Below are 12895 nucleotides of genomic sequence, written 5' to 3' on the forward strand. Positions count from 1 at the left end.
TATCGCTCCGATCGTATCTTGTTAAGGAGCCCAAGTGGCTCCTTATTTTTTGTGGAATAGAAGCACAGCATGAACGCGCCTGACGGTTTACAGCGATGTTTTGTTCTCCATCGTCGCCCTTATAGCGAATCCAGTCTGATCTTGGACGTATTCAGCGAAGAGTTCGGCCGCATCACCTTGATGTCGAAAGGGGCACGCAGTAAGCGTTCCAATTTAAAAGGTGCGTTGCAGCCGTTTACACCACTGTTATTAAAGTGGTCTGGTAAAGGCTCGATGAAAACGTTACGTCAAGCGGAGCCGATCAGCTTAGGTCTTCCTCTAACGGGTATCTACCTCTATTCCGCGATGTATGTGAATGAGTTGGTCGGCCGCGTTTTGATGCAAGAAGTACCTATGCCAGGGTTGTTCCATGACTACCTTTTCGCGCTGACTGAGTTAGCTCAAGCGGATAATCCTGAACCCGCTCTGCGCCGTTTTGAGCTCGCTCTATTGGCTGCGATGGGCTACGGCGTGGATTTTTTGCATTGTGCTGGTACTGGCGAGTCGATTGATCCGCAAATGACTTATCGCTATCGAGATCAAAAAGGCTTCATCGCGTCAGTACGACGCGATAATCTCACTTTTTATGGCAATGAACTGATTGCCATCAGTGAACGTCGCTTCCTCACGAAAGAGCAGCTGCAAGCTGCAAAACGCTTTACACGTATAGCCCTAAAGCCGTATCTTGGCGGCAAACCTTTAAAAAGTCGGGAATTGTTTGTGCAAATGAGGATTCCCCGAACACGGAGTATGGAAAAATGAGTTCAATTTACCTGGGTGTGAACATCGACCACGTTGCAACATTACGTAATGCCCGCGGTACGAAATACCCTGATCCTGTCCACGCTGCTGAAGTGGCAGAGCGAGCAGGTGCGGACGGCATCACCATTCATTTGCGTGAAGATCGCCGCCACATCACTGACCGTGATGTTCGAATTCTGCGTGAGACCTTACAAACCCGCATGAACCTGGAAATGGCAGTGACAGATGAAATGATCGACATTGCACTGAAAACTCAGCCAGAATATGTGTGTTTAGTGCCAGAAAAGCGTGAAGAACTCACTACAGAAGGGGGGTTAGACGTTGCTGGGCATTTAGAGAAAATCAAAGCTGCAACGAAGAAACTGAGTGCCGCAGGCATCAAAGTTTCATTGTTTATTGATGCTGATCGTGAGCAAATTGACGCAGCAAAAGCGTGCGGTGCTCCCTTCATTGAGCTGCACACTGGCCACTACGCTGACGCAGAAACGGAAGAAGATCAGCTCGATGAGTTGAAAAAAATTGCTGCGGGTGCGAGCTACGCAGCCGATCTTGGCATTACGGTGAACGCAGGCCACGGTTTGACTTACCACAACGTGGCACCCATCGCAGCATTGCCTGAAATTTACGAGCTGAATATTGGCCATGCGATCATTGGCCGTGCGGTGTTTGATGGCCTGCATAAAGCGGTGGCGGACATGAAAGCCATTATGGTGGCGGCTCGTCAGTAGTATGGCCATTGTTGGACTGGGTACCGATATTGCGGAAATCGAGCGAGTGGAAAAAGCCCTCGCTCGTACTGGTGAGGCATTTGCGCAACGCATCCTCACCGAGCATGAGATGATGACCTTTCGTGCCTCAAAGCAGCAGGCGCGTTTCCTAGCAAAGCGTTTTGCGGCCAAAGAAGCGGCTTCAAAAGCGCTAGGCACGGGCATTGCACATGGTGTCTCATTTCAAGACTTTGCGATCTGTAATGATGAGAATGGCAAGCCGGTGCTCACTTTGCGCGGTAAATCGGCTGAACTGGCGCAAGCCTACGGCGTTTTGCATACTCATCTTTCTATCTCTGACGAACGTCATTATGCCATTGCAACCGTAATATTAGAAAAGTGATCCCTCAGCCTTCGCGTGTCGTTGTTGCACACGTGAAGGTATTTTATTAAATCCCTCCCAATTACGTATCTTTTTCACAAATTTACAAAATACCCACGTTTAAGGTGATCTTCGTTCCATTTGAGATTGTCGCTTGCTGATTAAATTGCATATACTCTAAATGTGTATTTGTTGTAATTATAAAAATTATAAATGCAAAGTTGGTCAGTTTTTCCTTGCCGTTGCTCTATTTTGACTTTAATGAGGAAGTCGAAATGCGTGTTAGCAATGGATTTGCTTAGAAAGGCGGTGCCATGTTGAGTGATGCTTATTCCACAATTCGACTTTATTCGACTTCCCTAGTGGTTGCTTTGCTCTGTCACTCTTTCCCTGTATCTGCACAAGAGTGGTCAGTATCTGGTTTTGGCTCTTTGGGCTACAGCTACGAAAATGAACCTGATATTGGCTATCTGCGAAATATTTCCCAACCTCCAGATGTGGAACGAAATGGCTCATTTCTTCCGGATTCTAACCTCGGTTTACAACTTGATTTTACCTGGGATTATCGATGGTCTGCGACTGCACAATGGGTTCTAGAAGACCGAGTTGAGCAGGATTTCAACAACGTCACCGAACTGGCTTTTTTACGGTATCTTCCTGATGCTAACTGGGATCTGCGTTTAGGGCGGGTTGGGCTGAATGCATACACTGCGGCTGACAGCCGTCGAATCGATTACGCTCACCTGTGGGTACGCCCTCCTCAAGAGTTGTACGGCAGTATTTTCTATGACTCCATCGATGGTATTGATGTCACTTACCGCTCATCGTTCAACAAACTCAATTGGTCTGCCAGCGTTCAATATGGCCGCATCTCTCAAGTTCTAGAGGATGAACGAACCAATGAGCTATCTAAAGCCAGTTCTGATCATACGCTCGCCGTTGCTTTAACGTTCGACTACCACGAATGGAGTGCGCGTTTTTCTTATGTTGATGTCGCCGATTTGGTCGTGACTCTTGGTGAAAATGGCCTTTCCGCACAGCAGGGTATTTTGCAGTTGGCGAACTCGGGGTTGGGGGCGGTAAGCTCAGAAGCGGCAGAGATCTATGATCAATCTGACATAAATGGCGAATCGGTGAAATATTGGCAATTGGGTCTCGGTTACTTTGATGGTGAATGGCTCATGCAAACTGAGCTGTTTTACGTGGCTGGTATGAAGCAAGCCATTCCACAAGGTAAGGGGGGGTATTTAATGTTGGGTCACAACATAAATCGTGTGACCCCTTATCTGATCGCGGCTTTTTTTCAACCGTCGTCCGAGATCTTTGGTGCGAAAAGTGATTGGGGAATGGTGGATCCTCAGCTGGGACAAATTCAGCAGTTGATCGTTGGTGGTATCAATGCAACCCATATCGACCAAAATTCCTATTCACTGGGACTGCGATGGGACATTCATCCTCAAGTCGCGCTGAAGGGGCAAGTCGACTTTATCCAGATCAGTGAGGTGGGCTACGGATTGTGGGCCGCAGACAACCGATCTTCGATGAAGGAACGCGATGTACAACTTTACACACTTAGTGTGAACTTTATTTTCTAGGGGGCAGAGATGAAATATCTAATACTGCTCCTTATGTTGTGGGGAAGTGGATTGGCGCAAGCGGAAATCTTTGTTGTCGTCAGCCATGACAGTTCGATTCATCAAATGAAACAAAGTGACGTAGCCGACATCTACTTGGGTCGTAAGCGGACCTTTGGCCAAGTAGAGATCACACAAGTGCTTGATCGAGAAGATGACGTACGCGAACGATTTTTTATTAGGATTGCCAATATGCGTGCCAGTCAGATTAACGCCTACTGGGCTAAGCTTAAGTTTTCAGGTCGTATGCGTGCTCCTCACTTGGTCGAAACGGATGAAGAGTTGGTGAGTCATTTACTCAATAACCCCAATGCGATTGGTTACATGCAGACTCCTCCCCCAGACGGACTCAAGGTGGTGGTGACGATTAATGAATAATTTGCCTCGTCAATCCTTAGCGAATCGTCTGCTTAGATTTGTCTCGATTTGCGCGATCATTTATTTGGTGCTGCTATTGGCACTAATGATTCCGTTTGGTTTTAAAAATGCGACGCAGGCTCACATGGAGTTGGAACAAAAACTGGTGCTTTCCTTATCAAACTCTGCCGCCATTGCCCTTTACGTCAATAACCATGAAATCGCGGAAGAGGTGATTGACGCCCTGTTGTTGCATGATGAAATCAATGCGGTGCGGTTAGAAAGTTTAGAAGGGGTCACTTTCGATAAAATTAAACCGGGTCAATTTGAAAAAGACATGTGGGAGCATTCCAACCAGTACCCTTTGCTGTCTCCTGTCGATGCTAAGCCATTGGGGATGCTCTATGTTCACGACAACCATTTGGTCATTCAACGTCAAACATTAGACGAAGTGCTTTATCAGATCCTCTTTGTCTTATTGCAGTTTTTAATGACTTTTATTGTGATCGCTTTGGTGGTGAAGCGTATCATCGGCAAGCCATTACAAGCGCTTTCTATTGCGGTTGCGCGCGCTACGCCAGGGCAAGTGAAAACGGTGGAGATTGATGAGCAGAACCGTAGTAACGAGATTGGCCTCGTGGCCAACAGCATCAATACCTTTATTGAAGCCTCTCACCAAGCCTTGATCCGAGAAAAAGAGCTGCGTTCACAAATCGAGCGTTGGGAGATCTACTACCGTGGTATGGCTGAGCAAGATACCTTAACGGGATTAAAGAATCGCTTGGGGTGTGAAAAACACTTTTCGTACATGAAGCACAGTGGCACCTATCTTTCTTTATTTTTGATCGATTTAGATGGGTTTAAATTGGTCAATGATAACCATGGTCATGCTGTGGGGGATGCAGTGCTGTCTACGATTGCCAGCCGCTATCTAAATTTGACCCAAGAGCATTTTGCGCAAAGTGTGGTTGGCAGAATTGGGGGGGATGAGTTCGTCATCTATCTTTCACACCGCGATGGACCGGAAAAAATGGAGGCATTTTTAATGGCTTTTGCTCAGCAGCTGATTGAGGTGAGTAATACACCAATTGAAGTGAAACAAGTGCAAGTCCACGTAGGATGTAGTATTGGCATTGCGAGCTCTACCGCTACACAGGCGGATATGGAAAAACTGCTATTGCAAGCCGATAGCGCCATGTATGTGGCAAAACAAGATGGAAAGAATGCGGCGCGTTTTTTTCGCCAACCGATGAGCCAATCGATGGGGCATTGATCTTAGTGCTGGGTATGAACAAAGAAAACCGCCGGATGAACAGGCGGTTTTTTATTTATTTGAGATAAAGCTGCGCAGTAGTGGAAACCTTGAGCATCTCATCTTGCAGTTCAAAAAGCTCCGGTTCTACATCCATCAAATCGGCATCGCTGCGTAGGGATTGCTCAATGGTGGCGCACAGTGCCTTTAAGCGTGGCACCCCGCAGTAAGAGCTGCTGCCATGCAGTTTGTGAATCACATCAATCAGCTCTTGTCGTGGATACGCTTCTTGTTCGAGTGCCTGCTCAACCACGGCTTCGACATCTGGCATAAACTCAACCAGCATTTTAAGCATGTCTTTAGCGAGATCTTCTTTATTGGCGGATTGCTTTAGTGCCGCCTGCCAATCAATGATTATATCGCTGCTACGTGCTATGTTCTGCTGAGCTTGCTCCTCCTCAGTGGCTACATAACTTGGTGAGATTTTTTCCACTTTACTGTCACAGGTGTTGGGGTTCCAATGAATTAACACCTGCTGAAGAATGTGTTCCTCAATAGGTTTGGTGAGATAGTCGTCCATACCCGCTTTTAGCAAGCGGTCTCGTTCACCGCTCATGGCGTGTGCCGTGACCGCGATCACAGGCGTGTTGGCATTGAGTTCGGTTTTTTTGATCAATTTACAAGCCGTTACGCCATCCATCTTCGGCATTTGAATATCCATAAAGATCAGATCGAATTGGCGGCTGGTGGCGATATCGACGGCGTCTTGACCTGAACTGCAAGAGGTGACCGAAACCACTCTTTCGGCAAGGAGCGCGGTGATCAGTTTGAGGTTGGCCGGGTTGTCATCCACAGCCAGTACCGACAGGGAAGAGCGCTCTGCTTGCGCGTTTTCAGGCGCCAGAAGTAAAGGTTGTAAGGTTTGTTTTGCCGCAAGACTTTGCAACAGTTTTCTTCGACCCAGTGGTTTGGTCAAACATTGAATACCAAAGCGTTCAGTAAGCTGATCAGCTAGGGCGAGCTCGGTACTCGGAATCGCCAAAATAGTATTTGCGGAGATATGCAGTGCACGGTTGAGCCAGTTCTCAATGGTTTCCATCTCATGGCTCTGATTCACCGCTAAGCTCAGCAGCACAAAGTCGTAGCCTTTGGCGTTATCGGGCAGTTGCGAGCGGTAAGTGACATTGATGCCTTCTTGCGTCAGTACTTGCTGAGTCACGGCGGCGGCTTGCATGTTTGGTTCCACCAAAAGGAGCTCTTTTCCGTGCAGCAGTTCCGCATCCCTGGATTCTGTCATTGGCATTTGCGTGGAGTGCAGACGCAAGGTGAACCAGAAGGTCGAACCTTGATGTAAACGGCTGGTGAGGCTGATCTCACCGCCCATTTGGCTGACTAGCTTCTGGGTGATAACCAACCCAAGGCCTGTGCCACCATAACGGCGAGAAATACTGGCATCCGCTTGACTAAAGGCTTGGAAAAGCTGTGCTTGTTGACGTTCAGAAATGCCGATACCCGTGTCTTTAACCATGAACTGTAGATCAAGGCTATCACCCGATTGAGCGCGCATCTCCACACTGACATCGATGTTGCCACGCTCGGTAAACTTGATTGAGTTACCCACTAGGTTGGTCAGTACCTGCTGAATACGTAATGGATCGCCCACCACGCCTTCTGGGATACGCGGATCAATCTTCAACGTGATCTCTAACCCTTTTTCGTGCGCGCTGGTGGCTTGAAGGCTGATAACCTCTTCTAGGCTTTCACGGAAATCGAATGGAATGTTTTCCAGTGCCAGCTTACCTGCTTCAAGTTTCGAGAAGTCCAAAATATCGTTGATGATATTGAGTAGGTTGTTGGCTGATTTTTCAATGGTCTGCAGATAGTCGGTTTGGCTGTTGGTAAGCTGCGTTTTGAGCATCTGACGAGTAAAGCCGATCACGCCATTGAGTGGTGTACGCAGCTCATGCGACATATTGGCGAGGAACTCGGATTTGACTCGTGCCGCTTCTTGAGCGCGTTTTTTGGCGATATCCAGTTCAACGTTTTGAATCTCGAGCTGCTCAAGTGTTTCTCGTAAGTCGGAGGTGGCTTGGTCAATGCTGTGCTGCATCTCAACGTGGTATTCCGACAATGAAATCGCCATCGCGTTGATACCGTTTTTCAACGAATCCAATTCCCCGTGCATCTTGCCTTCAATTCGCACATCCAATTGACCACGGCGAATGCGATCGACCACGTTTTTCATATGGGTGATTGGCTGAGTGACGTCCTGCATCAAACGTGAAGCAAATACACTGGCTAAGCCTAAACCGAGGATCAAGACTAAAAATGCCGAGAACACTTCTTGATATTGCTGAAGGCGAAGTGTGGAGAGATCCATTTCGACAGCGATATAACCGATAGCACGAGTCGCTTGACCAGGTTCGGCCAAATCACTCAAATAGTGCCCTTCAGACAACACGGGCACTCTCAAAATCATGGTATCACTGAGAATTTCGGCATTACCTAGCAATGGGATCGGCTTATCTTTTGGGTAGGTGAGTGATTCAAAGTTTGGGTGGAAGTTCGAGGTTACAAACAGTTCATGTTTGCCATCAAAGACCGCAATACTTCTGACCAGCCCTGAATTTTTGCGATGGGCGTAACTGACGAGGCGGCGCACGGCTTCGCGGCTTTCAGAAAGAAGATGAGGCTCGCTGGCGATGGCGATCGGTTCAATAATGCTGTTGCCCGTGGTGATCACCTGACGTTCCAAATCTTGATAGCGATTGAAAGAGAAAAAACTACTGAGCAACAACCCGATGATCAAGGTTGGCGCTAGGGTGAGCGTAATTACACGTGCTCGTAAGCCATATCTGGTCATGTTATCTAATTACATCAAGGTCTGGATATGGGAAAATAGGTGCCACTATATGTCAGTGACCCAGCCGGATAGTCGCTAAGCATAATCACAACCGCTCACAGGCACAACGGCTGCGCAGCAGAATAGTGAAGCGGTAAAACAAATTTGAGTAAATCATTCAGGTAATTGAGCATGGCACGTTTTTTCCAACCGAAAAAGAAACTTCAACCCGAAAGCAAACATCAGCAGGTGTTGGTGGAAAAACTCGACCATCAAGGGGCGGGGATCGCCTATCTCAACAAAAAGCCGCTTTTTATTGATGGCACTTTACCGGGGGAAGAGGTGGTGACGCAGCTGACGGAGAGTAAAAGTAAGTTTGCGCGCGGTAAACTGATCAAATTACTCAAACCGGCGGCCGAACGTGTTGAACCATTCTGCCCTCATTTTAATCAGTGTGGTGGTTGCGACATGCAGCACATGGATTACCAAGCCCAACTGGCTTATAAGCAGAGCACTCTGCTGCAACTGATGAAGAAATTTTCCGGCAGTGAGATCCTTTTATCACCACCAGTAACGGGGCTTGAGAAGGCGTATCGTCGTCGTGCGCGCGTCAGCCTGATGTGGGACAAAAAATCGCGCCAGTTGCAGTTTGGATTCCGCCGTAAACAGAGCAAGCAAATCGAAAACGTTACTCAGTGCCCGGTATTAGTCGCTGAACTTGAGTGTTTGTTGCCAGAACTGAAAGCGATCTTGAGCCATTTCCAACATCCTGAACACTTAGGCCATGTTGAACTGGTTGCGGCAGATAACGGTGCGGTCATCACGCTTCGACATACAGGCCCATTGTTGGATGAAGACGTGGCTAAGCTACGTCAATGTGCAGAACAACATCAAGCCACGCTTTACCTTATGCCTGCAAGCGATCAGCTCGAACGTATTTCTGGCGAAGCGCCATACTACCAAGAAATTGGCTTTAAAGTGCCATTTGAGCCAAACAACTTTATTCAGGTGAACCAAAAGGTAAACCAACAGATGGTGGTTCAAGCGCTTGAGTGGTTAGACCCGCAAAGCAGCGACCGTGTGTTAGATCTCTTCTGTGGTCTAGGCAATTTTAGCTTGCCGATCGCCAGTAAAGCTAAGTTGGTGACTGGGGTGGAAGGGGTGGATGACATGGTGCAAAAAGCAGCAATCAACGCCTCTTTGAACCAAATCAATAACGCGCAATTTTTCCACGCTAATCTGGAGCAGGATTTTGTCGGGCAGCCTTGGGCGAGCGAGAAGTTTGATAAGATTTTACTCGATCCAGCAAGGGCTGGCGCAAGCGGTATCATCGAGCAGGTTTCCGCACTCGGTGCGAAAAGAGTGGTTTATGTTTCGTGTAATCCTGCTACCCTTGCAAGGGATAGCCAAAGCCTGTTGGAGCAAGGTTATCGCTTAACCAAATTAGGTATGTTGGACATGTTCCCTTATACCAGTCACCTCGAATCGATGGCGCTGTTTGAAAAGTAAACTACATGGTGAGAAAGCCATCGTTTGATTGGGACAAAACGAACTAACTGGGATGCTGTTAGTCGAAACTGAAAAAGCAATATTAGGATAATAAGATGGTTGCGGTAAGAAGCGCACATTTGAATCAAAACGAACAGTTTGAGCTGGAAAGCTGGGTGGCAAGCCTGAAACAAGACGCGGGCGTCTCCAAGCGCCTTATTGAAGTCTATCGCCACTGTCAGACCATTCTGCAAGGTCATGAACACGCCGAACTTCTGTTGTGGCGGGGACGAGAAATGATTGAAATTCTCGTCACCTTATCCATGGATAAGGCCACCTTGGTTGCCGCGCAACTGTTCCCATTAGTCTCAAGTGGTGCTTTTGCACGCGAGCCATTAGAAGAGCACTACAGTAAAGAGATCATCAAGCTGATTGATGGTGTGGATGAAATGGCGGCGATTGGCCAGCTAAACATCACTCTTGAAGGCAGTGCGGCTTCTGCGCAAGTCGACAATGTGCGTCGCATGTTGCTGGCGATGGTGGATGACTTCCGTTGCGTGGTCATCAAATTGGCTGAGCGTATCTGCAATCTGATTGAAGTGAAAAAAGCGCCAGATGAAGTGCGCCGCGCCGCAGCCAAAGAGTGTGCCAATATCTATGCCCCACTGGCCAACCGTTTAGGCATTGGTCAGTTAAAGTGGGAAATCGAAGATTATGCTTTTCGCTATCAACAGCCAGATACCTACAAGCAAATTGCCAAGCAGTTATCTGAGCGTCGTATTGTGCGCGAACAATACATCAAAGACTTTGTCGATGACCTTTCTGAAGAAATGAAAGAGTGCGGCATTAACGCCGAAGTCAGTGGTCGCCCTAAACACATCTACAGTATTTGGCGCAAAATGCAGAAGAAGAGCTTAGAGTTTGATGAGCTGTTTGACGTGCGTGCGGTGCGGATTATTGCCGATAAACTGCAAGATTGTTACGCCGCATTGGGTGTGGTGCACACCAAATATAAGCATCTGCCAAGTGAGTTCGACGACTATGTCGCCAACCCAAAACCGAATGGTTACCAGTCGATTCATACCGTGGTACTCGGCCCAGAAGGCAAAACCATCGAGATTCAAATCCGCACCAAGCAGATGCATGAAGATTCGGAACTCGGGGTTGCCGCGCACTGGAAATACAAAGAAGGCAGCAGCAGCGGTCGCAGTGGTTACGATGAGAAAATCACCTGGCTACGCAAACTGCTGGATTGGCAAGAAGAGATGTCAGACTCGGGCGAAATGCTCGACGAGCTGCGCAGCCAAGTGTTTGATGACCGCGTTTACGCCTTTACCCCGCGTGGTGATGTTGTTGACTTGCCAATGGGCGCGACACCACTTGATTTTGCCTACCATATTCACTCAGAGGTGGGCCATCGTTGTATCGGTGCCAAGGTGGCTGGGCGCATCGTCCCATTCACCCATAAACTCAACATGGGCGATCAAGTGGAAATTATCACCCAGAAAGAGCCGAACCCGTCCCGCGATTGGTTAAACCCGTCATTGGGGTTTGTGACCTCAGGTCGTGCTCGGGCGAAAATCAACGCTTGGTTCCGCAAACAGAGCCGTGAGAAAAACCTCGAAGCTGGCCGTGAGATCCTTGAAAACGAACTGGCGAAAATTGGTGCAACGCTAAAAGATGCAGAGCAGTACGCCGTAAAACGTTTTAACGTGAAGTCAGCCGATGAGTTGTACGTGGGTGTGGGCAGTGGCGATTTGCGCATTAACCAAATCTTGAATCATATTAATGCCTTAGTGAACAAGCTAACGGCTGAAGAAGAAGATCGTCAAGCACTCGAAAAACTGCAAGAAGCGGGCAATAAAGCGGCAGGTAGTCCAACTCGTCCACGCAAAGATGCCGTGGTTGTGCAAGGGGTCGATAACCTGATGTCTCACTTAGCCCGTTGCTGTCAACCAATACCGGGTGATGAGATCTGTGGTTACATCACGCAAGGTCGTGGCATCTCAGTACACAGAGCCGATTGTGAACAGCTTGAAGAGCTACGTCACCATGCACCAGAACGTATCATAGATACCGTCTGGGGGCGTGATGTTGTCGGCTCCTACATGTTGACCGTTCGTGTCGAGGCGATGGAGCGAAGTGGTTTGCTAAAAGACATCACCACCATGTTGGCGAATGAGAAAATCAAAATCATCAGCATGAAGAGTCGGCTTGATTACCGCACCCATCTCAATGTGATGGATTTCGAACTCGAAGTGACCAACATTGAAGTGCTGACTCGCATCATGAAACGTGTTGAGCAGATCAAGGATGTGATGTTGGTGAAACGCCTCGGCTAATTTTTACGTCGTATTTGGCTTTCTAACTACGTTGGTTTCACTTGTTTCGCTCCATCACATAGGCGAGCTATGCTAAGGAGACTTACAAGATTACCGCCTTGTTAGAAGAGCCAACTACTTAGTAAAAATAAAAGTACTCTTTCCCTAACGTACGGGAAGAATTAAAAATAAAGGTGAGTGGTTATGCTGCTCACCTTTTTGTTTAAAAGAGCTCCTAGTGAGAAAACTTGTGTTTAAGGGACAAGAAATGAGTCATCCAATTGAACAATTAGAACAAATTATGGCGAAGCTGCGTGACCCGCACAGTGGTTGCCCTTGGGATTTAAAACAGAGTTTCGACACCATTGTTCCTCACACTATCGAAGAAACGTACGAAGTGGTGGATGCGATTCATAATCGCGATTGGTCAAACTTGCAGGAAGAGTTGGGTGATCTGCTGTTTCAGGTGATTTTCTACAGCCAGTTAGCAAAAGAGCAGGGGTTGTTTGATTTTTCCGCCGTGGTGGAAACCGTGAACGAAAAACTGACCCGCCGCCATCCCCATGTCTTTGGCCAAATCGAATTTGAGACAGAAGCAGAAATAAAAGCCAATTGGGAAGCGGAAAAGGCCAAAGAGAAGGCGCAAGTAGGCAAAAATGAGCAAAGTATTCTAGACTCAATACCAAACTCTCTACCTGCGTTAATGCGTGCTACAAAGATCCAGAAAAAATGCGCTCATTATGGTTTTGATTGGGATTCACTTGGGCCAGTGGTCGATAAAGTCAAAGAAGAAATTGATGAAGTGGTGGAAGAGGCGCTTCAAGTCGATGTCGATGATGAAAAAGTGGAGCTTGAGCTGGGGGATTTGCTGTTCGCCACCGTCAACTTAGCGCGTCATTTGCAGGTCAATCCAGAAGCGGCATTGAGCAAGGCTAATCTCAAGTTTTCTAATCGATTCAAGCAAGTAGAAAAAGGTGTGCACGCAAAAGGTAAGAAGCTTGAAGAGTGCGATTTAGCAGAGTTGGATGCCATTTGGGATCAAGTGAAGCGCGCGGAACGCAGTCAAGCTGCCGAGTAGAAATTTGAGACACATTTGACTCAACTATTTTTT

Annotated in this window: 10 protein-coding genes; 9 read left to right on the forward strand and 1 reads right to left on the reverse strand. The window is 47.7% G+C overall.

Annotated features, from left to right (window positions below; genetic code table 11):
- Window positions 1-69: 69 nt before the first annotated feature.
- The 6 genes from recO (at window position 70) to FC652_RS10240 (ending at window position 5154) form a co-directional block, all read left to right on the forward strand.
- On the forward strand, window positions 70-801 hold the full coding sequence (gene recO / locus FC652_RS10215; RefSeq protein ID WP_176298481.1) for a DNA repair protein RecO: 732 nt from the start codon (window positions 70-72) through the stop codon (window positions 799-801).
- Window positions 798-1529: a pyridoxine 5'-phosphate synthase gene (gene pdxJ / locus FC652_RS10220; protein ID WP_176298482.1), complete on the forward strand. Its 732-nt coding sequence runs from the start codon at window positions 798-800 to the stop codon at window positions 1527-1529. Before recO ends, pdxJ begins: the two co-directional genes overlap by 4 nt.
- 1 nt (window position 1530) lies before the next feature.
- On the forward strand, window positions 1531-1911 hold the full coding sequence (gene acpS, locus FC652_RS10225; RefSeq protein ID WP_176298483.1) for a holo-ACP synthase: 381 nt from the start codon (window positions 1531-1533) through the stop codon (window positions 1909-1911).
- Between the two features lie 293 nt (window positions 1912-2204).
- Window positions 2205-3485, forward strand: coding sequence for a hypothetical protein (locus FC652_RS10230; RefSeq protein WP_176298484.1), 1281 nt, complete (start codon window positions 2205-2207; stop codon window positions 3483-3485).
- 9 nt (window positions 3486-3494) lie between these two features.
- Entirely contained in the window at window positions 3495-3902 is a 408-nt protein-coding gene (locus FC652_RS10235; RefSeq protein ID WP_176298485.1) for a hypothetical protein, read from the forward strand.
- Entirely contained in the window at window positions 3895-5154 is a 1260-nt protein-coding gene (locus FC652_RS10240) for a GGDEF domain-containing protein (RefSeq protein WP_176298486.1), read from the forward strand. Before FC652_RS10235 ends, FC652_RS10240 begins: the two co-directional genes overlap by 8 nt.
- Before the next feature lie 55 nt (window positions 5155-5209).
- Here the strand turns inward: FC652_RS10240 and barA are convergent, their stop codons facing one another.
- Window positions 5210-7996 (reverse strand): two-component sensor histidine kinase BarA, encoded by a 2787-nt coding sequence (gene barA / locus FC652_RS10245; protein ID WP_176298487.1) that lies wholly within the window; start codon window positions 7994-7996, stop codon window positions 5210-5212.
- Between the two features lie 171 nt (window positions 7997-8167).
- Between barA and rlmD the strand changes: the two genes are divergently transcribed.
- From rlmD to mazG, 3 genes are all read left to right on the forward strand, one after another.
- Entirely contained in the window at window positions 8168-9484 is a 1317-nt protein-coding gene (rlmD, locus tag FC652_RS10250; protein WP_176298488.1) for a 23S rRNA (uracil(1939)-C(5))-methyltransferase RlmD, read from the forward strand.
- A 95-nt stretch (window positions 9485-9579) separates the two neighbouring features.
- Window positions 9580-11805, forward strand: a complete 2226-nt coding sequence (gene relA, locus FC652_RS10255) for a GTP diphosphokinase (protein WP_176298489.1) — start codon at window positions 9580-9582, stop codon at window positions 11803-11805.
- 247 nt (window positions 11806-12052) lie between these two features.
- The gene (mazG, locus tag FC652_RS10260; RefSeq protein ID WP_176298490.1) at window positions 12053-12862 is read left to right on the forward strand and encodes a nucleoside triphosphate pyrophosphohydrolase; all 810 of its coding nucleotides are present in this window, start codon (window positions 12053-12055) and stop codon (window positions 12860-12862) included.
- The last annotated feature ends 33 nt before the right edge of the window (window positions 12863-12895 follow it).

Source organism: Vibrio sp. 05-20-BW147, from assembly GCF_013369385.1.
Taxonomy (GTDB): Bacteria; Pseudomonadota; Gammaproteobacteria; order Enterobacterales; family Vibrionaceae; genus Vibrio; species Vibrio floridensis.

Bases quoted from the DNA above. Each gene is read 5' to 3' on its own strand.
- recO (WP_176298481.1), top strand. From the start codon at position 70: ATGAACGCGCCTGACGGTTTACAGCGATGTTTTGTTCTCCATCGTCGC.
- pdxJ (WP_176298482.1), top strand. From the start codon at position 798: ATGAGTTCAATTTACCTGGGTGTGAACATCGACCACGTTGCAACATTA.
- acpS (WP_176298483.1), top strand. From the start codon at position 1,531: ATGGCCATTGTTGGACTGGGTACCGATATTGCGGAAATCGAGCGAGTG.
- FC652_RS10230 (WP_176298484.1), top strand. From the start codon at position 2,205: ATGTTGAGTGATGCTTATTCCACAATTCGACTTTATTCGACTTCCCTA.
- FC652_RS10235 (WP_176298485.1), top strand. From the start codon at position 3,495: ATGAAATATCTAATACTGCTCCTTATGTTGTGGGGAAGTGGATTGGCG.
- FC652_RS10240 (WP_176298486.1), top strand. From the start codon at position 3,895: ATGAATAATTTGCCTCGTCAATCCTTAGCGAATCGTCTGCTTAGATTT.
- barA (WP_176298487.1), bottom strand. From the start codon at position 7,996: ATGACCAGATATGGCTTACGAGCACGTGTAATTACGCTCACCCTAGCG.
- rlmD (WP_176298488.1), top strand. From the start codon at position 8,168: ATGGCACGTTTTTTCCAACCGAAAAAGAAACTTCAACCCGAAAGCAAA.
- relA (WP_176298489.1), top strand. From the start codon at position 9,580: ATGGTTGCGGTAAGAAGCGCACATTTGAATCAAAACGAACAGTTTGAG.
- mazG (WP_176298490.1), top strand. From the start codon at position 12,053: ATGAGTCATCCAATTGAACAATTAGAACAAATTATGGCGAAGCTGCGT.